Annotated in this window: 18 protein-coding genes; 10 read left to right on the forward strand and 8 right to left on the reverse strand. The window is 60.6% G+C overall.

Features of this window, described 5'->3' with window-relative positions; genetic code table 11:
- The first annotated feature begins 17 nt into the window (after window positions 1-17).
- From B2589_RS09770 to B2589_RS09800, 7 genes are all read left to right on the forward strand, one after another.
- Window positions 18-1,172 (forward strand): DUF3426 domain-containing protein, encoded by a 1,155-nt coding sequence (locus tag B2589_RS09770; protein ID WP_286816446.1) that lies wholly within the window; start codon window positions 18-20, stop codon window positions 1,170-1,172.
- 211 nt (window positions 1,173-1,383) lie between these two features.
- A complete protein-coding gene (dusB, locus tag B2589_RS09775) occupies window positions 1,384-2,382 on the forward strand; it encodes a tRNA dihydrouridine synthase DusB (protein ID WP_058341878.1) in 999 nt (332 codons plus the stop codon).
- Window positions 2,379-2,696: a DNA-binding transcriptional regulator Fis gene (gene fis, locus B2589_RS09780; protein ID WP_022988371.1), complete on the forward strand. Its 318-nt coding sequence runs from the start codon at window positions 2,379-2,381 to the stop codon at window positions 2,694-2,696. The genes dusB and fis overlap by 4 nt, the downstream gene beginning before the upstream one ends.
- Before the next feature lie 23 nt (window positions 2,697-2,719).
- Window positions 2,720-4,300, forward strand: coding sequence for a bifunctional phosphoribosylaminoimidazolecarboxamide formyltransferase/IMP cyclohydrolase (gene purH, locus B2589_RS09785; protein WP_286816448.1), 1,581 nt, complete (start codon window positions 2,720-2,722; stop codon window positions 4,298-4,300).
- A 22-nt stretch (window positions 4,301-4,322) separates the two neighbouring features.
- A complete protein-coding gene (gene purD / locus B2589_RS09790; RefSeq protein ID WP_286816449.1) occupies window positions 4,323-5,609 on the forward strand; it encodes a phosphoribosylamine--glycine ligase in 1,287 nt (428 codons plus the stop codon).
- Between the two features lie 103 nt (window positions 5,610-5,712).
- A complete protein-coding gene (locus tag B2589_RS09795; protein WP_286816451.1) occupies window positions 5,713-6,648 on the forward strand; it encodes an alpha/beta fold hydrolase in 936 nt (311 codons plus the stop codon).
- A 75-nt stretch (window positions 6,649-6,723) separates the two neighbouring features.
- Window positions 6,724-8,295 carry a cation:proton antiporter family protein gene (locus tag B2589_RS09800; protein ID WP_232901245.1) on the forward strand — a complete coding sequence of 524 codons (1,572 nt, stop codon included), beginning with the start codon at window positions 6,724-6,726 and terminating at the stop codon, window positions 8,293-8,295.
- Here the strand turns inward: B2589_RS09800 and senA are convergent.
- The 3 genes from senA to B2589_RS09815 form a co-directional block, all read right to left on the reverse strand.
- Window positions 8,265-9,596: a selenoneine synthase SenA gene (senA, locus tag B2589_RS09805; protein ID WP_286816452.1), complete on the reverse strand. Its 1,332-nt coding sequence runs from the start codon at window positions 9,594-9,596 to the stop codon at window positions 8,265-8,267. The two genes, B2589_RS09800 and senA, sit on opposite strands and share 31 nt — an antisense overlap.
- Window positions 9,597-9,865: 269 nt before the next feature.
- A complete protein-coding gene (locus tag B2589_RS09810; protein ID WP_286816453.1) occupies window positions 9,866-12,979 on the reverse strand; it encodes an efflux RND transporter permease subunit in 3,114 nt (1,037 codons plus the stop codon).
- A complete protein-coding gene (locus B2589_RS09815) occupies window positions 12,979-14,151 on the reverse strand; it encodes an efflux RND transporter periplasmic adaptor subunit (protein WP_286816454.1) in 1,173 nt (390 codons plus the stop codon). The genes B2589_RS09810 and B2589_RS09815 overlap by 1 nt, the downstream gene beginning before the upstream one ends.
- 126 nt (window positions 14,152-14,277) lie before the next feature.
- On the opposite strand from B2589_RS09815, the gene B2589_RS09820 reads away from it, so the two are divergent.
- Window positions 14,278-14,877, forward strand: a complete 600-nt coding sequence (locus tag B2589_RS09820) for a TetR family transcriptional regulator (RefSeq protein ID WP_058341886.1) — start codon at window positions 14,278-14,280, stop codon at window positions 14,875-14,877.
- Here B2589_RS09820 and B2589_RS09825 read toward each other — a convergent pair whose 3' ends face one another.
- Window positions 14,878-16,716, reverse strand: a complete 1,839-nt coding sequence (locus B2589_RS09825; protein ID WP_286816455.1) for an SLC13 family permease — start codon at window positions 16,714-16,716, stop codon at window positions 14,878-14,880. It lies immediately after the preceding gene.
- A 270-nt stretch (window positions 16,717-16,986) separates the two neighbouring features.
- On the opposite strand from B2589_RS09825, the gene B2589_RS09830 reads away from it, so the two are divergent.
- Both B2589_RS09830 and B2589_RS09835 read left to right on the forward strand, forming a co-directional pair.
- Window positions 16,987-18,375, forward strand: a complete 1,389-nt coding sequence (locus B2589_RS09830) for a sigma-54-dependent transcriptional regulator (protein WP_286816456.1) — start codon at window positions 16,987-16,989, stop codon at window positions 18,373-18,375.
- Entirely contained in the window at window positions 18,372-19,478 is a 1,107-nt protein-coding gene (locus B2589_RS09835; protein ID WP_286816457.1) for a transporter, read from the forward strand. Before B2589_RS09830 ends, B2589_RS09835 begins: the two co-directional genes overlap by 4 nt.
- Window positions 19,479-19,485: 7 nt before the next feature.
- Here the strand turns inward: B2589_RS09835 and B2589_RS09840 are convergent, their stop codons facing one another.
- The 4 genes from B2589_RS09840 to B2589_RS09855 are packed head-to-tail and all read right to left on the reverse strand — an operon-like array spanning window position 19,486 to window position 21,982.
- A complete protein-coding gene (locus B2589_RS09840; RefSeq protein ID WP_286816458.1) occupies window positions 19,486-19,959 on the reverse strand; it encodes a hypothetical protein in 474 nt (157 codons plus the stop codon).
- Window positions 19,960-19,963: 4 nt separating this feature from the next.
- Window positions 19,964-20,656, reverse strand: coding sequence for a C39 family peptidase (locus B2589_RS09845; RefSeq protein WP_199458184.1), 693 nt, complete (start codon window positions 20,654-20,656; stop codon window positions 19,964-19,966).
- A gap of 14 nt (window positions 20,657-20,670) precedes the next feature.
- Complete coding sequence (locus B2589_RS09850) at window positions 20,671-21,009, reverse strand: hypothetical protein (RefSeq protein ID WP_199458185.1); 339 nt, start codon at window positions 21,007-21,009, stop codon at window positions 20,671-20,673.
- Window positions 21,010-21,061: 52 nt separating this feature from the next.
- The gene (locus B2589_RS09855) at window positions 21,062-21,982 is read right to left on the reverse strand and encodes a hypothetical protein (protein ID WP_286816459.1); all 921 of its coding nucleotides are present in this window, start codon (window positions 21,980-21,982) and stop codon (window positions 21,062-21,064) included.
- Window positions 21,983-22,399 lie beyond the last annotated feature (417 nt).

Genomic DNA, 22,399 nt, shown 5'->3' on the forward strand with positions numbered 1-22,399 from the left:
GCTTTCAGGACCGAAGCATGACCCAGAGCAGCCTGCAGACCCAGTGCCCCCAATGCGAAACCCGTTTCCGGGTAACCGACGAACAACTCGGCGTAGCCGGGGGCAAGGTACGTTGCGGCAGCTGCATGAACGTGTTCAACGCCCTGGAACACCGTGTCACTGAAAGCGGGACGATTGCCACGCCCCCCGAGGAAAAGCCGCAAGAACCCGCGGATGTCGGTTTTGGCGAAGACGAGTTTGTGTTTGCCGACAACCCCGAAGAAGACGCCACTGAAGGCCGCTACGCCGGCAGCAAGCTCACATTCGATGAGGACGAGCTCAGCGACAGCTTCCGGGATGTGGATGAACCCGATGCCCCCGGCTTCCGGGACGACTCAGACGATCACGACAACCATCAGGTAGACGAAAGCTGGGCAGAAGCCATGCTTGAAGAGGTGGAGCCCGGGCAGGAAGGCAAGCCCGAAACGGAACCCGAACCTGAACCTGAACCTGAACCTGAACCTGAACTTCTGAAAGTTGAGCCGGAGCCCGAACCGGCACAACCCCACGCCGATCATGAACCGCCCCTGACCTCCGATGACGACCGGGTGGGCGATCCTGTCACCAGCCGCCCCGCCAAACCGTTCCAGCCGGACAACCTGTACCAGGACCTGCGCCGAGACCCGGTATCCGTGGGTGGTGGCCGTGGCGGCCTGCGCACAGCCCTTTGGACACTGGTGGTACTGGTGCTGATTGGCGTTCTGGTGGCCCAGGTTACCTGGTTCCAGTTTGACCGGCTGTCTGCCATCCCCCAGTTGCGCCCGTTCTACGAGAAAGGCTGTGAACTTGCCGGCTGCCAGCTCAAGCCCTTGGTGGATGTCGACGCCATCCAGAGCCGGAAGCTGGTGGTACGCACCGATCCGGAAAACCGGACCCAGCTGATTGTCGATGCGGTTATCCTCAACCGGGCAGGCTTTGAACAGCCGTTCCCGGCCATCGCCCTGACCTTCTCGAACCTTAACGGCGACGTGGTGGCCCAGAGTGTGTTTTCCCCCGATGAATACCTGGCCGGCGAAGCCTCCGGGCTGAATGCCATGCCGGTGGAAACACCGGTTCGCATCGCCATCAGCATTCGCGACCCCGGCCGCGACGCGGTTAACTACAATCTGGATTTCCGGCCGGCATCCCCGTGACAGCGCCGGACAACCGCCATGCCGGCACACAGTTGACAGCGCAAAAGTCAACCAGAAAGCACGAAAAATAATCAACTTTTTCCTGCTTTCGCCCCTTCAATCGATGTGCCCCCGGCGGTATCATTACCGCCCTTCGGAGACCGGAGCGGTCAGAAATTAACCAACCGCTCCACCGAACCTTGCTTAACCCGCTGTGACACGGACTCAGATCATGCTGCCAACGGCAAAAATCGGGCCGTACACCCTGCCCAACCCGCTTATTGTTGCGCCCATGGCCGGCGTAACGGATCGCCCTTTCCGGCAGCTTTGCCGCCGAATGGGAGCTGGTCTGGCGGTATCGGAAATGGTCATAGCAGACAGCAAGCTCTGGCATACGCGCAAATCGCGCACCCGCCTGAATCATCAGGGTGAACCGGAACCCCGCTCGGTGCAGATTGCCGGCGGCGACCCTGAGATGCTGGCGGATGCCGCCCGGCAAAATGCCGAGTTCGGTGCCCAGATCATCGACATCAACATGGGCTGCCCGGCCAAGAAGGTCTGTAACAAGGCCGCCGGTTCTGCCCTGATGAAAGATGAAAAACTGGTGCGGGCCATCCTCGAGGCCGTTGTGGCCGCCGTGGATATACCGGTCACCCTGAAAATGCGCACCGGCTGGGACCGGGACAACCGCAACGCACCGGTGATCGCCCGCATGGCCGAAGACGCCGGTATCCAGGCACTGGCAGTGCACGGCCGCACCCGGGCAGACAAATACAACGGAAACGCCGAATACGACACCATCGCTGCGGTAAAAGCCAGCGTGGGTATTCCGGTGTTCGCCAACGGCGACATCACCACGCCGGAAAAAGCCCGGCAGGTGCTCGCGCACACCGGCGCAGACGGCCTGCTGATTGGCCGTGGGGCACAGGGCCGGCCATGGATCTTCCGGGAGATTCTGCACTACCTGGAAACCGGCACGCACCTGGCTGAGCCACCGCTGGATGAAGTCGAGCAGATTCTGTCGGAGCACCTGGCCGAACTGCACAGCTTCTACGGCGAGAAAATGGGTGTGCGTATCGCCAGAAAGCATGTGGGCTGGTATCTGCAGTCCCACGACGAGAACAAACAGTTCCGAACACGCTTCAACGGCATCGAAGATGCGCTGGAGCAGAAAGACAGCATCGAACAGTACTTTGCAGGCTTACGAAATGGAGAGGTATTCGCAGCATGACCGCTGAGACTTTGGCAAACGACAACCTGGGCACCCCGGCCAACGATGATGTCCATCAGTTGCACACGGTAAATAATAGCGGCAACAGTGTCACCCTGCGTGACAGCGTGGAAGTGGCCCTGAAAAACTACTTCACGCAGCTGGACGGCGCACCGGTTTCTGACGTGTACCAGCTGGTACTGTCAGAAGTTGAAGCACCCCTGCTGGAGCAGGTAATGAAGTACACCCGCAACAACCAGACCAAGGCCTCCACCATGCTTGGCCTGAACCGCGGCACCCTGCGCAAGAAACTCAAGCAGTACGGTCTGCTTTAATCTGACAAAGGAAGGCAGTCACCATGGCAAACCAGGCAAACACCCCCGTCCGTCGCGCCCTGATCAGCGTAAGTGATAAAACCGGCATCGTCGATTTCGGCCGAGCCCTGACTGAACGCGGCGTTGAGCTGCTGTCCACCGGCGGTACCTTCCGCCTGCTTCAGGAAAACAACGTACCGGTCACCGAAGTGTCCGACTACACCGGTTTTCCCGAGATGATGGATGGCCGGGTAAAAACCCTGCACCCGAAGATTCACGGTGGCATTCTGGGCCGTCGCGGCACCGATGATGCCATCATGGGCGAACACGGCATCAACCCCATCGACATGGTGGTGGTGAACCTGTATCCGTTCGAAGAGACCGTGGCCAACCCGGACTGTGACCTGCCGACTGCCATCGAGAACATCGACATCGGCGGCCCCACCATGGTTCGCGCCGCCGCCAAGAACCACAACGATGTCGCCATCGTGGTGAACGCCTCCGACTACAGCCGGGTTCTGAAAGAGCTGGACAGCAACGACGGCCAGCTCACCTACAGCACCCGCTTCGACCTGGCAGTAAAAGCCTTCGAGCACACCGCCGGTTACGACGGTGCCATCGCCAACTACCTGGGCGGCCGTACCCCGGACAACGACAACGCCGACTTCCCCCGCACCTTCAACGCCCAGTTCGTGAAGGTTCAGGACATGCGTTACGGCGAGAACCCGCACCAGCGCGCCGCCTTCTACGCCGAGCGCAACCCGAAAGAAGCCTGCGTGGCCACCGCCAAACAGCTGCAGGGCAAGGAACTGAGCTACAACAACGTAGCCGACACCGACGCCGCCTTGGAATGCGTTAAGCCGTTTGCCGACCCGGCCTGTGTCATCGTCAAGCACGCCAACCCCTGTGGCGTAGCCATCGGTGCCGACATCCTGCAAGCCTACGACCTGGCCTTCGCCACCGACCCGACATCCGCCTTTGGCGGCATCATTGCCTTTAACCGGGAACTGGATGCCGCGACTGCCAAGGCCATCGTGGATCGCCAGTTTGTGGAAGTCATTATTGCCCCGAGCGTGGCGCCGGAAGCGGTCGAGATTGTTGCTGCCAAGAAGAACGTACGCCTTCTGGCCTGCGGCGAATTCGGCGGCGAGCGCGCCCAGACCATGGACTACAAGCGCGTGACCGGCGGCCTGCTGGTGCAGGACCGGGATCTCGGTATGGTGGCCATGGAAGACGTAAAAGTCGTCACCGAGCGCCAGCCTACCGAACAGGAGCTGAACGACCTGCTGTTCGCCTGGGAAGTGGCCAAGTACGTGAAATCCAACGCCATCGTCTACGCCAAAGCCGGCCGCACCATCGGTGTCGGTGCCGGCCAGATGAGCCGCGTCTACAGTGCGAAGATTGCCGGCATCAAAGCAGCTGACGAAGGCCTGGAAGTAAAAGGCTCAGTCATGTCATCAGACGCGTTCTTCCCGTTCCGCGACGGCATCGATGCCGCCGCCTCTGCCGGTATCACCGCAGTGATCCAGCCGGGCGGTTCCATGCGCGACCAGGAAGTGATCGACGCCGCCAACGAGCATGGCATTGCCATGGTCTTCACCGGCATGCGCCATTTCCGTCACTGATCAACGTATTCAGGAGCAGCACATGAACATTCTGGTTATTGGCAGTGGCGGGCGCGAACACGCCCTGGCGTGGAAAGCAGCCCAGTCTCCGCAGGCAGACAAGGTCTTTGTGGCACCGGGTAACGCCGGTACTGCCCGGGAACCGAACCTGGAGAACGTCGACCTGGACGTGATGGACCTGGACGGCCTGGCCAACTTCGCCGAGCAGAACAACGTCAGCCTGACCATCGTTGGCCCGGAAGCGCCGCTGGTGGCAGGCGTGGTGGACAAGTTTGAGGCCCGCGGCCTGCGCATCTTCGGCCCCAGCGCCGGTGCAGCCCAGCTGGAAGGCTCCAAGGCCTTCACCAAGGACTTCCTGGCCCGCCAGAAGATCCCGACCGCCGACTACGCCAACTTCACCGATGTAGACGAAGCCCTCGCCTACGTGCGTGAAAAGGGTGCGCCGATCGTGGTCAAGGCCGACGGCCTGGCCGCCGGTAAAGGCGTAATCGTGGCCATGACCCTGGAAGAAGCCGAAGATGCTATCCGCGATATGCTCGCGGGCAATGCCTTCGGTGATGCCGGCAGCCGCGTGGTGGTGGAAGAATTCCTGGACGGCGAAGAAGCCTCGTTCATCGTGATGGTCGACGGCAAGAACGTGCTGGCCATGGCTACCTCCCAGGACCACAAGCGCGTAGGCGACGGCGACACCGGCCCCAACACCGGCGGCATGGGTGCCTATTCTCCGGCCCCGGTAGTCACGCCTGATGTGCACCAGCGAATCATGGACGAGGTGATCTACCCCACCGTCAACGGCATGGCGGCTGAAGGTCATCCCTACAAGGGCTTCCTGTATGCCGGCCTGATGATCGATGCCAACGGTGCGCCGAAGGTGATCGAGTTCAACTGCCGCTTCGGCGACCCGGAAACCCAGCCGATCATGCTGCGCATGAAGTCTGACATGGTTGAGCTGTGCCAGGCAGCCGTGGATGGCAACCTGGACCAGTGCGATTCCGAGTGGGACGACCGCGCCTCTGTGGGCATCGTGCTGGCTGCCGGCGGCTACCCTGCCGACTACAGCAAGGGTGACGTGATCTCTGGCCTGCCGGAAAGTGAAACCGAAGGCGAGAAGGTGTTCCACGCCGGCACCAAGCTTAACGGCGACGACGTTGTCACCGCCGGCGGCCGCGTACTCTGCGCCACCGCCTTGGGCAACACTGTGACCGAAGCCCAGCAACGGGCCTATGCGCTGGCGAAGAAAATCAGCTGGAACGGCATGTTCTACCGTAACGACATTGCCTACCGGGCCATTGCCCGGGAGCAAGGCTGAGTTTCAGGCTCTGCCCGTTAAAGCTGTCAGCCCGGTCATTGACCGGGCTTTTTTATGGGTTAGTGTTAGGCCATCAACCCGAAACCATGAAAAGGAGTTCACTGTGACCCGTAACGCACTCAACCTTGTTCTGCTGCTTGCCACCACCCTTCTGATCAGCGCCTGCTCGAAACAGGGCATCTACGACAGCGCCATCGGCTGGGAGCGCTCCAGCGCCGGGTTGGAAACCGAACAGGTCGCAGTCGGGGAACTGGATATCACCTATCTGCGCAGCAAAGAGCGAGTCGACGGCGACACCGTGGTTCTGATTCACGGCTTTGGTGCCAACAAGGACAACTGGACCCGGCTGGCGAAGGAATTCAAAGGCGAGTTCAACATCTACGCCTTCGACCTGCCCGGCCATGGCGACAGCAGCAAGCCCATGGACATCGGCTACCGCTTTGAAGACCAGGTGGGCTACCTTAACCAGGCGCTGGCAAAGCTGGGCGTGGAGCGGTTCCACATGATGGGCAACTCCATGGGCGGCGCCATCACCGCTCTCTATTCCGCAACCCATCCCGACCAGGTACAAACGGCGGTGCTGTTTGACCCGGCAGGCATCTTCGAATACGAGAGCGAACTGGTCGACCTGGTACTGGAAGGCGACAACCCGCTGATTCCGAAGCAAGAAGGTGACTTCGACAAGCTGCTGGATTTCGCCCTGGAGAAGCGCCCGTTCGTGCCCTGGCCCATCTTCGACGTAATGGAAGAAAAGGCCATCGCCAACCGGGAAGTCAACGAAGTCATCTTTGCCGCCATCCGCGACACCGGCTTTGAGCCGGATTTCCGTAATGCCATCACCAACATCCAGGCGCCGGTCCTGGTGGTCTGGGGCAAGCTGGACCGGGTGATTGACTACCGCAACGCCGACGTCTTCGTTGACGCCATCCCCGATGCCCGCAAAGCCATTCTGGATGACATCGGCCACGCTCCGATGGTGGAGGCCCCGGAGCGGTCTGCAGAACTGTTCCGGCGGTTTCTTGCAGAGCAGCAGCCCTGACACCAACGGCCACTACATTTACGGTTAAAAAAACGGTAAGGTTTCGGGCCTGTTTTCCCGTCAAAAGAACGCGCCATGCCTGAAGCCATCTGGATCAGTTTCGCCTTTGTTATCGGCCTGCTTGTTAAAGGCATCGGCCTGCCGCCACTCGTCGGTTACCTGGCCGCGGGCTTTGTGCTCAGCGGCCTGGCCGCCAACACCAGCATTACCGCTGAGCCCACCGATGTGTTGGCTCACATCGCCCACCTGGGTGTTCTGCTGCTGTTGTTTACCGTTGGCCTGAAACTCAAGCTGCGCTCCATCATCAGCCCTGAAGTGATCGGCGGCAGCCTGCTGCACTTTGCTATCACCTGCGTGGTGTTTGCCCCCGGCCTGTACCTGCTGTTTGACCTGGGCTGGACCACCGCCCTGATGCTGGCCATTGCCCTGTCCTTTTCCAGCACCGTGCTGGCGGCCAAAGTACTCGAAAGCAAGCGGGAACTGCGGGCGTTCCACGGTAGGGTAGCCATCGGCATATTGATCATGCAGGACCTGATCGCCCTGGTGGTGATGAGCCTGGCCGCCGGCAAAACCCCTTCCGAGTGGGCGCTGATTGTCTTTGGCCTGCCCCTGCTACGGCCCCTGCTCTACAAACTGCTGGATGCCAGCGGCCATGACGAACTGCTGGTGCTGCTGGGATTACTGCTGGCCCTGGTGGTCGGTGGCCTGGGTTTCGAGGCGGTGGGCCTGAGTTCGGAACTGGGCGCCCTGGTGTTCGGTGCCATGCTGGCCAACCACCCCCGCTCCCAGGAACTGGCCAAGTCCCTGTGGAGCGTGAAGGAAATCTTCCTGGTGGGTTTCTTCCTGCAGATCGGTATTGGCGGCCTGCCCGACCAGCAGGCCCTGATCTTTGCCGTAGTAGCTGCCCTGTTGCTGCCGCTCAAAGGCATACTGTTCTATTTCCTGCTGCTGGGCTTCCGCCTGCGTGCCCGCAGCAGTTTCCTGACCTCCCTGTCGCTGACCAACTACAGCGAATTCGGCCTGATTGTCGCCAGCATCGCCCTGCCTGAATGGCTGATTCCGCTGGCCATTACCGTGTCGCTGTCCTTCGTGATCTCCGCACCCCTGAACCGGTTTGCCCACAGCCTGTTCGAAAAGCTGGCACCACGCATCGTCCGCTTCGAGAGCAAGAAACGACACCCGGACGAACAGCCGATTTCCCTGGGCGATACCCGCGTACTGGTGATGGGTATGGGCCGCACCGGCACCGCCACGTACGACTGGCTTCAACCCCACGAACCCAAAATCATGGGCCTGGACTCCGACCCGGCGAAAATGGAAAAGCACCAGCAGGAAGGCCGGAACGTGGTCTTTGCCGATGCCGAAGACAACACCTTCTGGCAGGGCCTGCATATGCCTGCGCTGCAGTCGGTGGTGCTGGCGATGAATGATATTGAAGGCAAGCTCATCGCCGCCCGGATGCTGCGCAAGCTCGGTTTTGAAGGCTATATCGTGGCCCACACCATGTACGCCGACGAAGCCGAGAAAATCCGCATCGCCGGCGCAGACGAAGCCTACCTCACCATGAGCGAGACCGGCGTAGCCCTCGCCAGCCACCTCATGGACAAATCAGGGCTTCAGACCGCGCAGGTGCGGAACCCGGTATAAACATCACCGCGGAACGGCAGGTACGCCTGCCGGTAAGTGCCACGAACCAGGTTGGATGACGTGGCACAGCTACCCCCCTTGGTCACCTTGTGAGTGGCAAACTGCAGGGTCGACATGAATGGATACATATCCACCTTGAAGCCGTCATAAGGCAGAAACTCGTTGCTGGTCCACTCCCAGACCGAGCCGATCATCTGCCGGCAGCCAAACGGACTGTCCCCTGACGGATAATCCGACACCGGATTACGGGCCATGGACCGGCCATCCATATCCGCCCGCAATATACCTGGCACCTCATTGCCCCAGGGATACCGACGGAAAGGCTCACCGGGCTTGTTACCCAACGCCGCCACCTCCCACTCATACTCCGTCGGCAACCGCCGCCCGGCCCATGTGCAGAACGCCTCCGCTTCCCAATACGTCACATGGGTAACCGGCGCACCCGGCTCCAGCGGCAGCCACTGGTCAAACACCCGCTCCTGCCAGTGCCCTTCATGCCAGCGCCAATACAGCGGATGCCGTGGCACCGTCATCCGGGGCTCCGCAACCCTATGCACCAGCGCCACATCCACTTCAGTCTCCAGCCACTTCCGGCCCCCGAACGACCAAAGCTCCGGGCGCTTGTAGCCATCGTCCTCAACAAACGCCTGAAACTCCCGGTTACTCACCAGGGTACGACTGATCGCAAACGCCGGCAGCTCCACCTCAAAACGTGGCTTTTCAGCATCAAACGCAAAGTCTTCGGTCGCATACCGTTCAGACTCACCCGGCATCCCGATCACCCAACGCCCGGCCGGAATCTGCGCATCACCGCTCACCGGCTCGCCCGGAGCCGGCCGATCGCCCTTGTAATCCACCGGCGCCGGATAACCCACCGTCTGCCGGCACCAGATCAGCGACTCGATGTGCATGTTCTGGTGATAAATGGCGTAGCGGTAGAGATACAGCTCTTTATCGGTCAGTTCCCGACCCTTGATGCGTTCGGCAACCCGGTCGTAGATGGTGTTGAAATACTTGAGAGTTTCTTCCCGGCCCGGAAACAGCTCCCGATTCCAACGATCCTTGTGATCGACATGGAAAGAGTCCCACAGGTCATCCATGGAAGGATCATAGCTGGGCGTACCGTCCAGCAGGTTAAAGACAAAGACCTCGTAGAAGAACGCTGAGTGGCCCATTTCCCAGAGCGGTGGATTCACGCCCGGGTGATACGGAACATCCAGTTTCTCTTCGGGCAAAGTAACAATCAGCTGTTCTGTCCGGCTGCGAGCCAGCTCAAGTTCAGCCAGAAGCTGAGATTTCATGTCGTCAACCACCATTAGTGCCACGCTCTCTAGTGTTATTCCCAAGGTATGGGAAGACGTGTCGGGAAGGCGTGTCCAAAAATGTGCGGAGCCATGGATGGCGGAGCAGAAGCGCCACAGGGATGTGCCGCAAGGAGCGGTTTTTGGACACGCCTTCCCGACGCGGCTTCATACTCCAGTGAAGAGTACCAAAGAAAAAACCGCCGAGGGCAGAAACCCACGGCGGTTCAGTAGCTATCATTACGATAGGTGACGGAAATCAGGCCACCTCAGGCGGCCTTCTTGCGATTCCTCCGCCAGTCCGCCAGATCCTCGATAAGCTTGTAGAACAAGGGCACGAAGAACAGCGCCAGGGTACTGGCCGCCAGCATGCCGCCGACCACTACCGTACCGATTTCCTGGCGGGAAACCGCACCCGCACCGGAGCTGAACGCCAGCGGCAGGGAGCCCACGATGAACGTCAGCGCCGTCATCATGATCGCCCGGAAACGCTGACGGGCTGCCGCGCTGGCTGCCTCAAACGAGCTCATGCCGGCTTTGCGGTTCTGGGCTGCGAACTCCACGATCAGGATCGCGTTCTTGGCCGCCAAGCCAATCAATACCAGCAGGCCCACCTGGAAGTAGATATCGTTCGGGAAACCGCGCCACAACGACGCCAGGGCTGCCCCGAACACACCAAAGGGAACAGCGGTGGCCACCGCCACCGGCAGGCCCCAGCGCTCGTACTGGGCCGCCAGGATCAGGAACACCAGCAACAAGCCCATGCCGAAGGCCAGGGTGCCGGAATCGGCAGAATCCTGCAGCTGGTAGGCCTCGCCGGTCCAGCCCAGCAGGGTGTTGCGGTCAAATTGCTCCGCCGCCACTTCCTGCAATGCCGTCAGCGCTTCACCGGTGGTGTGGCCCGGGGTCGGGTCTGCCAGCAACTTGGCCGCCGGGTACACGTTGAACCGGTTGAGGATATCCGGGCCACTGGTGCGTTCCAACTCCACCAGCGAACTCAGCGGAATCATCTCGCCATAGTTGGAGCGCACGAACACCTTGCGCAGATCATCCGGGTGGCTCCGGAACTCACCTTCGGACTGCAGGTTAACCTGCCAGTTGCGGCCCTGCAGGGTGAAGTCGTTCACGTACAGGCCACCGAAGGTGCTCTGCATGGTGGTGAAGATCTGGTCGATGGGCACGCCGGCGGCCTGGGCTTTTTCCCGGTCGACGTTGGCTCGGTACTTCGGAATACCCGTGTCCAGGGTGACCCGCACGTTGGTCAGCTCCGGCCGGGCATTGGCGGCCTGGGTGAAGCCGTCGGCCATGGCCTTGATTTCAGCCGGGGTACGGCCACCGCGGGCCTGGATGTAACCTTCCACACCACCGGTGGTAGACAAGCCCTGAATGGGTGGCGGGGTAAAGGCAATCACGAAAGCTTCCGGCATGCCGAAGCCGATGCCCATCACCTTCTTGGCAATGTCCGCCGCCGCCTGGCCTTCGCCTTCCCGTTCAGCCCAGTCTTCCAGGGTCACAAACGCCACACCGCTGTTGGTGCGCAGGGCGCTGGAGATGATGTCAAAACCGGCGAAGGCGACCACGTCTTTCACTTCCGGCATGGCTATCATCTTCTGCACCAGCTCGTCCCGGGTCTGCTCGGTCCGGCTCAGGGAGGACGTGGGCGGCAATGAATAGGCGGTCAGCACAAAGCCCTGGTCTTCCTGGGGCACCAGCCCGGAGGGCATCGCCTTCATCAGGAAGACCGTACCGCCCAGCATGGCGGCAAACAGCAGTACGCCGACAACCGCGTGCCTTAACAGCCAGTCCACCACGGCAGAGAAGCCGGCGGTGAGCTTGTCGAAGCCGGCATCAAACCAGCGGAACACCGTCAGCTGCTTGCCCTCATGGCCCAGTAACAGGGCACACATGGCCGGAGTCAGGGTCAGCGCCACGATCCCCGAGATCACCACCGACACCGCAATCGTTATCGCAAACTGCCGGTACAGCTCGCCACTCAGGCCACCCAGGAAGGCCACCGGCGCGAAGACCGCCACCAGCACCAGGGTAGACGACACCACCGCCCCGGAAACCTGGCCGATGGTAGCCACGGCGGCGTTGTAGGCCGACATGCCCTCTTCCTTCATCAGGCGCTCGGCGTTTTCCATGATGATGATGGCGTTATCCACCACCACCCCGATGGCCAGTATCAACCCGAACAGGGTCAGCAGGTTGACCGAGAAGCCCAGCGCCTGCATGCCCGCAAAGGTTCCGACAAGCGAGACCGGAATCGCAATCAGCGGGATCAGGGTCGCGTTGATATGCTGCAGGAACAGGAAGGTGACCAGTACCACCAGCAACACCGCCACAATGAAGGTATTGATCACTTCCTGGATGGAAATGTCGATAAAGCGGGTGGTGTCGTAGGGAACGTTGTATTCCAGCCCCGCCGGGAAACGGTCAGCGATTTCCTTCATCGCTTCGTCGACCGCCTCGGCGGCATCCAGGGCGTTGGCACCGGGCTGCAGGTAAACCCCCATGGGTACGGTAGCGCCACCGTTGTAGACCGCCGCAAAGTCGTAGTTCTGGGCTCCCAGCTCAATGCGGGCAACATCCTTCAGGCGCAGGGAGGCACCCTGCTCGTCACTGCGCAGGATCACTTCGCCGAATTCTTCCGGGCTGGCCAGCCGGCCGGGCGCAGACACACTGAAGGTGAAGGCCTGGCCTTCCGGGGCCGGTTCGGCACCGATACGGCCGGCGGCAAACTGGGCGTTCTGGCCACGCAGGGAGTTGGCCACATCACCGGGGGTCAGTTCGTACTGGGCCAGCTTGTCGGGCCGCAGCCAGATCCGCATGGAATAGTCCTGGGCACCGAACAACGAGGCATCACCAATACCCGGCAGGCGCACCAGCTCGTCCAGCACGTTCAGCAGGGCATAGTTGGAGATTTCCACCACATCCATGGAGTTGTCCGGAGACGACAGGGTGATCACCTGCAGGATGGAGGTAGAGCGGGCTTCCACCTTCAGGCCCTGGTCCCGCACCGACTGGGGCAGCCGTGCCAATGCCTGCTGCACCCGGTTGTTGACGTTGATGGTGGCCTGGTCCGGATCGGTGCCGATTTCAAACGACACGGTTACCCGGAAGCTGCCGGAGTCGGTGGCGCTGGATTCCAGGTAGATCATGTCGTCTACGCCGTTGATCTCCTGCTCCAGTGGGGCCACCACGGAATCGGCGATAACATCGGCACTGGCGCCGGGGAAGCGGCCGTCGACCACCACCTGGGGTGGCACCACGTTGGGGTACTGTTCCACCGGCAGGCCAAGCAGTGCCAGGGCACCACCCAGGGTAATAATAATGGAGACGACCGTCGCGAAAATCGGGCGGTCTATGAAGGTGCGTAGCATCAGTCAGTCCCCTCCCCGTCTTCGGCATTGGTCACATTCACCGGTGCGCCGTCACGGAGGTTGGTCAGCCCACTGACAATAAAGCGGTCACCGGCTTCCAGTCCTTCAAGCAGAATCTGCCGGCCCTGGGATACCGGGCCAAGCTCAACCGCCTTTGCGCGGGCCTTGCCTTCGTCGTCTACTACATACACCACCGGGCCTTGCGGGCCCTGGGCAACCGCTTTTTCCGGCACGGTGATGATGTCGTCAAACGACTGCAACTCCACCCTTACCCGGACAAACTGGCCAGGCACAACCATCTGCTCCGGGTTCGGGAACACGGCCCGGGCCGACACTGAACCCGTGCGCGGGTCGAGGGTCGAGGCGGTGAAGTCGATGCGGCCATCCAGCGGGTATTCGCTGCCGTCCGACAGCACCAGGCGGGCGTTCACGTTCTGCTCTTCTCCGGCACTGGCCATGCCTTCACGGGCAACCCGGCGGATGGTGGCGTCATTTTCCGGCAGCGCGAAGCGCACATGAATCGGGTCCAGCTGCACGATGGTGGTCAGCAGGGTGCCGGTATCAATCAGGCTGCCTTCCGGGAAGTCTTCCAGGCTGGTAACCCCGCTGATCGGTGCGGTCACCTCGGTATAGCCCACGTCCAGCTCGGCCTGGGTCATGCCGGCATTCGCCACGGCCATATTGGCCTGGGCCAGTTCCAGGGCAGACTGCGCCGAGTCACGGTCACGCTCACTGACCGCATTGCGCTCATAAAGCGAGGAAATCCGGTTCCACTCCCGCTCGGCCTGGCGCAGGTTGGCTTCCGCTACCTGGCGCTGGGCTCGGGCACGCTGAAGCGCCGCCTCGGCCGGCTTGCGATCAATCCGGAACAGGGCATCGCCCTCACTCACCATCTGCCCTTCGTCGTAAAGGCGCTGCTCCAGAATACCGCTGATCCGGGCGCGCACTTCCACTTCCCGGGCACCACGGGCACGGCCAGCGTAGTCCTGGCGCACACTGGCGCCTGTCAGTTCAGCGGTTTCCACCACCACGGCTGCCGGTGGCATGCCGCCCCCACCCTGCTGTGCCGGCTGATCGTCGTTACTGCAGCCCGCCAGCACTAACAGGGCAGACAAACCTGCAAGGATCAGCCCGTTACGGGCCAACGGTCGATGAGAGCTTTCGAAGGGCATGTGCGTTCTCCTGAACACCGGATCGGAAAAATTAAGAGCGCAATAACATACATTCATTCGTGTATGTATGTAAACTGTTCTCGTTTATACTCCTTTGCCAAACACACAGACCACCACACGAGAACCATGGCACGAAAAACAAAAGCAGAAGCGGAAGCCACCCGGGAAGCCATCATGGACTGCGCCGAGCAGGTGTTCATGGACAAGGGCGTAGCCCGCGCCTCACTGGAAGAAATCGCCCGGGCAGCCGGCGTTACCCGGGGCGCCGTTTACTGGCACTTCCGTAACAAGCAGGACATCCTTCATGCCATGCTGGAGCGGGTACGGGCACCACTGGGTGAAATGATAGACGATGCCAGCCGGGGCGGGCACAGCCTGGAGAACCTGAAAGAACTGTGTGTCGTGGCCCTGCGCAAACTGGCGGAAGATGCCCGGTACTTCCGGGTGTATTACATTCTGTTCCACCGGAATGAATCCGACCAGGCCCTGAACAAGCACCGGGAACTGGCGGATGAAGGCCTGGCCTTTGTCAGCAGCATTTTCAGTATCCCGGAAATCCGCAAACAACTGCGCCCGGGCCTCACCCCGGAGCAGGCGGCCTACCTGCTCCACACCCAGATGCTGGGCCTGTTCTTTGACTGGCTGGCAACACCGGAGCGCTGGCGCCTGGCCGAAATCGCTCCGGCGCTGGTGGATACCTTCTTCAAAGGCCTGTTACAGGACTGATCAGTTCCACACCCACAGAATCATCGGCACTGCGGTGGCCGTCACCACCGCAGAGAGTGGCAAACCCAGCCGCCAGTAATCCCCGAAACGGTAACCACCCGGCTCCATGACCAGGGCATTGGACTGATGCCCGATAGGCGTCAGGAAGGCACAGGAAGTACCCACCGCAACCGCCATCAGGGCAGCATCCGGCGACAAACCAAGCTGGGCCGAGATACCGAGGGCAATGGGTGCCACCAACACTGCCGCCGCCGCATTGTTAACCACGTTAGACAGCAGCATGGAACCCACCAGGATAATCGTGAGTGCCACCCAGGGTGCCTGCCCGGCGGCCACATCCAGGATCTGGCCGGCAATGAGCGCGGCACCTCCGGTGCTTTCCAGGGCCTGCCCCACCGGGATCATTGCCGCCAGCAACACAATCACCGACCAGTCGATGGCCCGGTAGGCTTCTGAGGTGTCCAGCAAGCGGGTAAGCACCATGGCCACGGCACAGGCCACCAGGGCCACCGGTGGTGTCAGCCAGCCGGACAGGATGACGGCAATCGCTGCCAGGAACAGCCCGCCAGCCAGCCAGAGATTGCTCTGCCGCCCCAGACTCAACTCCCTTTCCGCCAGTGGCAGGCAACCCAGCTGCTGCAGGGTGCCCATCAGGGTGTCTTGGTAGCCCTGAACCAGCAGGATGTCCCCGGAACGAAAACGGATATCGGCCAGGCGCTTTTTCAGGCGATGGCCCTGCCGGGCAACCGCCACCACGTTCAAACCGTACCGCTCCCGCAGGTTCAGCCGGTTGGTGGTGCGGCCCACCAGCTGCGACGAAGGCGTGATAATGGCCTCGGTCAGGCGAACGTCACCGGTAGCAATCTGCGTTTCCGCGGACTCGCCGGCAGGTCTCGCCTTGCCAGGGTCTTCCCCGGCCTGTTCCTCCGAATCGTCGCTTTCCTCTTCCCCGACCACATTGGCGAGGGCGAGCCCGGTGAAATCCACAAACTCCTGCAGGCTTTCCGTATCCGCCTCAACCAGCAGCAGATCCCCTTCCCGCAACACGCTGTAGGTGGACGGTGCCGGAGAGGTTTGGTCACCCCGGATCAGGGCCAGCACCACCACACTCTTGTCGCCCTCTCCGGCTGTCAGCAGGTTGTGCAAGGTACTACCGGCATAGTCGGAACCCTCAGGCACCCGCAGTTCGGTCACGTAGTCCCCCACACTGAACAGCTTGTCGCCGGCAGCAGGATCGTCCCGCTTCGGCGTCAGGCGCCAGCCTATCAGCCCGATAAACAGGATACCGGCCACAGTGATGGCCAGGCCCACCGGGGCGAAATCCACCAGGCCGAACGAACCTGCCTCCCGGTAGCTGGCAATGATGATGTTCGGCGGTGTACCGATCAGGGTGATGGTGCCACCCAGCAGTGAGCCGAACGCCAGGGGCATAAGCAGCAAGGAGGGCGACCGGCCGGATTTACGGGACATCCAGATAGCCACCGGCATCAACAGCGCAAGGGCCCCTACGTTGTTGATAAACGCAGAGCACAGGGCCACCACCAACGTCAGGGTAATTACCTGCAACACGGCGTTACGGCCTACCTTGCCGAGCAACCGTGCCACGGCATCGACCACCCCGCCGTTGACCAGCCCCTGACTGATAACCAGCACCGCCGCCACGGTAATCACCGCCGGGTGACCGAAGCCTGCGAACAACTGGTCAGACGGCACCAGCCCGGCCATAGCCACTGCCAGCAAGGCCAGCATGGACACCACATCAAAGCGCAGCCGGTTCCAGACAAACAGCCCGAGGGTGATGCCGAGCACCAGAAACACAATCCATTGGTCAGACAACATCAAATCACTGCTCCACTTCGATGTCCGTGTCGACAATATTTACAAACCGGACGGGCAGGTTAAGGGGCCATACCGGCAAGCCTCTGAAACACGGGAAGGTTCCAGAACTGGTTCGAAACCTGCTTGTAACCTGCTCGAGGATTCAGCCGCCCTGAACCCGGGCAGGCCACAGGGCCGTGGACGACTATAGCAGTTCCCGCAGCAGTTCCCGAAAGATCCCCTGATCATAAAAGCCGTCGATTGTTCAGCCACTTTGCCGGAGCAAAGACCATGGAGCAGAAGCGACCGCTTGTCTGGCTGTCAGCGGATTCCCGTCAGGATACAACCGGCCTGCCTGTCGAAAAACACTGGCAGGTCACCTTTGTGAACGCCGCCAGCCCACCGGTTGCCCTGCACCCCGGGTGGGTTGGCAAGCCTGTCGGCGTATGTAACCTGGCCGGGCTGTCACCGGAACAGGCAGAGGGTGTGCGGCACTGGCTGGAGCTGTTGCCGGTACGCTGCTGGCTGGCGCTGGTTCAGCCCTCCCAGAAGGAGCAACCCGAGATACAGCGGCTGATCAGGGATTATTGCCAGGACTACCACACCCTGCCCGCCGACTGGCCGCGCCTGAACAACAGCCTGGGCCATATGTGGGGTATGAGCAGGCTGAACCAGGCCGACAACAGCGCCGGACACCTCGGCTACCAGGACGTTGTGCTGGAAGGCCCGTCTGAAACCATCCGGCGCACACGAAGCCTGCTGCGCCGGTTTGCCGCCACCGGTGAGCCGGTGCTGATCTACGGCGAAAGCGGAACCGGCAAAGAAGCCGCAGCGGAATTTGTTCACCGGCATTCAGACCGCCAGCACCAGCCGCTGGTCAAGGTTAACTGCGCGGCACTCCCGCCGTCGCTGACCCAGAGTGAACTGTTCGGCCATGAGCGTGGCGCTTTCACCCACGCCCTAAAGGCCCGCAAAGGCCGGATTGAAGCCGCCGATGGTGGCACCCTGGTACTGGCCGGTGCCGACGAACTGACCCCGGAACAGCAGTCCGCCATTCTCCGTTTTCTCCAGGAAGGCCAGATTGAACCCGTAGGTTCTAACCGGGTGATCACCGTTGACACACGGGTTATTGCCATCTGCAATACGCCGCTTGACCAGCTGGTCCGGCAACACCAGTTCCGGGAAGACGTGTTCTACCGGCTGGGCAACCTGACCGTCACCCTGCCACCTTTACGGCAACGGCTGGAAGACCTGCCCTACCTGGTGGACCGAATACTGGAAACCGGGGGCGGGAAAAACTACCGGATCGGCAATGCCACGCTGATTGCCATGGCTCGGCACAGCTGGCCTGGAAACCTGCGAGAACTTCAGAACCGCCTTAGCCAGGCGATGTTACTGGCAAAGAGCCTGCGTTTGGAGCCCGAAGACCTGGGCCTGCTGGGCGCACCGTTGACCAGCCATCCCGACCGGCTCTCGCTGGAGGCCTACCGCGCCAAGGCCGACCAGGAAGCCATCAGCACCAGTCTTTCCCTGACGCACCAGAACATCTCGGCGGCTGCCCGGCTGCTGAAGATTTCACGGGTGTCCCTGTACCGACTGCTGGAGAAACACCAACTTCAGCATCTGTCCAACCACAACTCCCACCAAAACCCTGACCGGGGTAACGGAGAAGGATCATGAACACAAAACTATCCGCCCTCGCACTCGCCACTGCTCTGATACCCCTGGCTCACGCAGAACCACCAACGCCGGAATTTACCTCCGGTGGAATCAGCAGCCGAACGAGCCCGCAGCAACCGGTTGGAACAACCGTTAAAGCCGAGGCGGATGCCCGGGCCCAGGATGCGGCCACGGATATCGCCTCAATCACCGCAGACCGGGGCATTGTCACCCGGCCGGGGCGGTTTACCATCGAGCCGTCATTTTCCCACGCCCACAGCAACGCAACCCGGGTCGCCATTGAAGGCTATACCGTGATTCCCGCCTTGTTGATCGGTCTGATCAACATCTCGGAAGTGCAGCGGGATATCTTCGTGGGAGCGGTCTCCCTGAAGTACGGTTTTACCAGCCGGTTCGAGGCAGGTTTTCGGGTGCCATACCTGAGCATCAACGAAGACTTGCGGGAGCGGGAGGTTTTCGACGGAACACCGGTCGATTTTGTCCGCGAATCCTCCGGTGACGGACTTGGAGATGTCGAGCTTTCCCTGCGTTACCAGCTGAACGATGGCCTGGATGGCTGGCCCTACCTGATCGGCACCTTCCGGGCCAAGGCCCCAACCGGAGACGGCCCTTATGATGTCGAGCAGAAAGTCCTCACCGACAACAAAGGCAACCCGATTGGTTTCGAACTGGCTGAGCGCCCAACCGGCTCCGGCTTCTGGTCCGTAGAACCCGGAATATCCTTCATCTACCCGTCAGACCCTGCCGTGCTGTTCGGCAATCTGAGCTACGTGTGGACCATCGAGGAAGACCAGGGCTTCGAGAACGGCGGCACGGTCGACCCCGGCGATGTGGTGCGCTTCGGTTTCGGCATGGGCTTCGCGTTCAACGAACGCACCTCGTTCAGCCTGGGCTATGACCACTCAGTGATCCGCAAGACCACCCTGGAGTTCGGCAACGACCTGTTTGCCGCCAACTTTGACCGCATCCAGGTGGGCTCACTGGCCTTCGGACTGTCCCACCGGGTATCAGACTCCACAACCCTGAGCCTGACCGTCGCGGTGGGGGTAACAGACAGCGCGCCGAACAGTGAAATCACCCTGAAACTGCCGATCAACCTGTAAGGCAGACTCAGGGCAACAGTGGCAAGCCGGAATCCCTCGGGAACCGGTAAGCCCCGCCCAGATTGTTCAGCTCGATATTGAGGGTGCGGATGTGCTGGATGGTGGTGCTGTCCAGGCTGTTCTGCAGCACCGTCATCCAGCCGCCATTACCCACCGGGGCAGAAGTCAGCGACATCCCGGCAGCACCGGCGGCCTGAACGTTCATAACAGTTTCCATCTGTTGCATCTGTTGGGTTAACCGGTCGCTGCTCATGGCCTGGTTCAGGTCCGGAATATTCAGCCGGTTCACCACCAGGGTTTCACCGTTCACAGCCACCAGCTGTTCCAGGCCGATGGCAATCTCCAGGCCATCCAGCACGAAACCGCCACGCAGCATCGCCAGTTCGGCATCCGGCAGGGCTTGTACGGGCAGCTTCAGCTCCGCCCCTGCTGTGCCGGTAAGTATCAAGAAGGCAACCAGAAAGCACGCTTTGCGTTTCATAGCCTCACCAATCCTGTGTGCTGGGCCAGTACGGCAGGGTATGGCCCAAAGCCGGGCTTCCCAGCCCCTTGAACAACGGCGCCCGGGCCAGCCCCGGCCAGTCATTTTTTGCCAGGAAGCCCGCACGTCCCTGATCCAGGTGGCTGCGGATTACAAACGCCGAGCCATCCCAGTGTTGTTCGAACTCCGCCACGCTGTAAGCTTTCAGGCCCCGGGCCGGATCGCCCACCAACACCTCTGTATCACTGATGCCCTTGATCACCACGAAATGCCGGTAGCCGCCCAGGGTTACCAACGCAATCACCGGAACCCGCACCTGGTCGCGGATACCCGCCAGCGGCATTCTGAACCCATCCGCCTGATAACCCTCAGCCTCCAGGTAACGCTTCATATCCAGCATCGAAAAGCCTTGCTGACGCACCTTGTCCTGATCCGCCAGGGCCAGCATATCGGCAAACACTTCCTGCTCGGTAACCGGGCGGTCGTAGTGGAACGACAGTAAAGACGCCAGCGCTGCCGAGCCACAACTGAAATCGTATTGCTGCCGCATCACGTCCGTAAAACGCCGGTCCTGAAAACTGCTGACCGATACGGGAATATCACCACCGGTTCCCGGTACCAGAATCGTACCGGCAAAAACGGTGGACCAGAGCGCACAGCCCAAGGCACCAGCCAGCACCTTTGCCTGAATCGCCATAGCCCACCTCCGGATTACTGGTTAAGAAGAATGTTGATCTGGGTGCTGTCCTGGATCACCACCTGGTTACCGGTGTTCTGGATAACCGTGGCCACACCGCTCATGTTCTGGAACGCCTGGTCAGAAATCCGGTTATCACCGGTCAGAATATTTCCCGACAATACGTTGTCGCTGACCATGGCATTCTGCTCAGTCTCGTTCAGCTGCCACTGGATGGGGATGCCCTGCCGGCCGCTGGCCGCTTCGAGCTGTCCCGAATCCATGGGTTCAAAGCCTGCCCAGTCCTGGGCAACGGCCAGTGACGGCAATCCTGCCAGCACAAGCACCAGTACCCTTTTGATCATTCTGGCCATGACACATCTCCTGTCATGTATGGGCTGCCCGCAAGGGGCAGCCCACATGGCCTTAGTTGCCACCTGCGCTCAGGTTAGACATCACGCTCACGTTGGCCTGGGTCACACTGCCAACGCCGGCGTTCTGGGCAATGGCGCCCACACCGGTGAAGTTGGCAGATCCACCGGAGATCTCGTTGGAGGTCCGGGTGTCAACGTAGGAGCCACCACCATTGGCATCGCCATAGGTGACGTTGCTGCCGGTGACCGAACCACTCAGCTCGGCGTCGTTCATGAACACTTCCATCGACAGGTTCAGCGTAGTGGTGCTGTTGTCAGAGTTGTCACTGCTGTCGCTGTTGTTGGAGTCAGTGTTGGTGGTGGAGTTGTCCGAACTGTCACTGGCGATCTTGAACGAATCGTTCACGCTGGTGCTGTTGTCGGAACTATCGGAGTTGTCCGAGTTGTCAGAGTTATCTGAGTTATCAGAATTGTCTGAATTATCGGAGTTGTCAGAATTATCGGAGTTGTCTGACATATTGTTGCCGGTGTCCGCGATCTTGAACGAATCGGAGACACTGGAACTGTTGTCGGAGTTATCCGAGTTGTCCGAATTATCGGAGTTATCACTGTTATCGGAATTATCCGACATGTTGTTGCCGGTATCGGCAATCTTGAACGAGTCAGCAACACTGGAGCTGTTGTCGCTATTGTCGCTGTTATCGGAGTTATCCGAGTTGTCCGACATGTTGTTACCCGCGTCGGAAATCTTGAAGGCATCATTCAGACTGCTGCTGTTGTCTGAATTATCGGTGTTGTCAGTGGTTGTGGTTGTATTGGTGGCTGAGTTGTCGTTACCGGAATTGGTGTTTCCGGATCCCTCATCAGCATTCACGTTCGGGCTACCATCACCACCGAGGTCGGCGTATGCGCCTGCGGAAAGACCCAGGCCCAGAGCGATAGCAGCTGCCAGCAGAGTTTTTTTAGTTTTCATGATGTCATGTCCTTTTGATGGGATTGGCTTAACGGGATCCGCCCCAGTCCCTCAGGTAGTCGGGTAAGCCAAGGTCCAGATCCGTACAACGGTAAGAGCGATTACCGTGCCAACTCCAGGTCAAGCCCCATAACATACTGAATAAAAAGCCACTTTCGGCACTCAGTACAATCCCCGGATTTCCAGCCGACCTCCAACCTGTTGCAGTGCTGAAACAGCCTGTCGCCTCTGTACCACTGCAGAAAGTCTCTTGGCACCAGAAATCAGTCACATAGCCCGAAACGCCGGTGTCAAAAAACAAAAACCCCGCAGGGCGCAAGCCATGCGGGGTTTTCTGTGGTCGGTGAGGGCTGCGCCCTCACCGGAACATCATGGACCGGTCGATTAACCGAACTGGTTCATGGTGTTGTCTTTACC

This window comes from Marinobacter sp. UBA3607, assembly GCF_002375525.1.
Taxonomy (GTDB): Bacteria; Pseudomonadota; Gammaproteobacteria; order Pseudomonadales; family Oleiphilaceae; genus Marinobacter; species Marinobacter vinifirmus.

What these genes read in the sequence shown, in the direction of transcription:
- B2589_RS09770 (WP_286816446.1), top strand. Translation starts at nt 18, where the DNA reads ATGACCCAGAGCAGCCTGCAGACCCAGTGCCCCCAATGCGAAACCCGT.
- dusB (WP_058341878.1), top strand. Translation starts at nt 1,384, where the DNA reads ATGCTGCCAACGGCAAAAATCGGGCCGTACACCCTGCCCAACCCGCTT.
- fis (WP_022988371.1), top strand. Translation starts at nt 2,379, where the DNA reads ATGACCGCTGAGACTTTGGCAAACGACAACCTGGGCACCCCGGCCAAC.
- purH (WP_286816448.1), top strand. Translation starts at nt 2,720, where the DNA reads ATGGCAAACCAGGCAAACACCCCCGTCCGTCGCGCCCTGATCAGCGTA.
- purD (WP_286816449.1), top strand. Translation starts at nt 4,323, where the DNA reads ATGAACATTCTGGTTATTGGCAGTGGCGGGCGCGAACACGCCCTGGCG.
- B2589_RS09800 (WP_232901245.1), top strand. Translation starts at nt 6,724, where the DNA reads ATGCCTGAAGCCATCTGGATCAGTTTCGCCTTTGTTATCGGCCTGCTT.
- senA (WP_286816452.1), bottom strand. Translation starts at nt 9,596, where the DNA reads ATGAAATCTCAGCTTCTGGCTGAACTTGAGCTGGCTCGCAGCCGGACA.
- B2589_RS09810 (WP_286816453.1), bottom strand. Translation starts at nt 12,979, where the DNA reads ATGCTACGCACCTTCATAGACCGCCCGATTTTCGCGACGGTCGTCTCC.
- B2589_RS09815 (WP_286816454.1), bottom strand. Translation starts at nt 14,151, where the DNA reads ATGCCCTTCGAAAGCTCTCATCGACCGTTGGCCCGTAACGGGCTGATC.
- B2589_RS09820 (WP_058341886.1), top strand. Translation starts at nt 14,278, where the DNA reads ATGGCACGAAAAACAAAAGCAGAAGCGGAAGCCACCCGGGAAGCCATC.
- B2589_RS09825 (WP_286816455.1), bottom strand. Translation starts at nt 16,716, where the DNA reads ATGTTGTCTGACCAATGGATTGTGTTTCTGGTGCTCGGCATCACCCTC.
- B2589_RS09830 (WP_286816456.1), top strand. Translation starts at nt 16,987, where the DNA reads ATGGAGCAGAAGCGACCGCTTGTCTGGCTGTCAGCGGATTCCCGTCAG.
- B2589_RS09835 (WP_286816457.1), top strand. Translation starts at nt 18,372, where the DNA reads ATGAACACAAAACTATCCGCCCTCGCACTCGCCACTGCTCTGATACCC.
- B2589_RS09840 (WP_286816458.1), bottom strand. Translation starts at nt 19,959, where the DNA reads ATGAAACGCAAAGCGTGCTTTCTGGTTGCCTTCTTGATACTTACCGGC.
- B2589_RS09845 (WP_199458184.1), bottom strand. Translation starts at nt 20,656, where the DNA reads ATGGCGATTCAGGCAAAGGTGCTGGCTGGTGCCTTGGGCTGTGCGCTC.
- B2589_RS09850 (WP_199458185.1), bottom strand. Translation starts at nt 21,009, where the DNA reads ATGGCCAGAATGATCAAAAGGGTACTGGTGCTTGTGCTGGCAGGATTG.
- B2589_RS09855 (WP_286816459.1), bottom strand. Translation starts at nt 21,982, where the DNA reads ATGAAAACTAAAAAAACTCTGCTGGCAGCTGCTATCGCTCTGGGCCTG.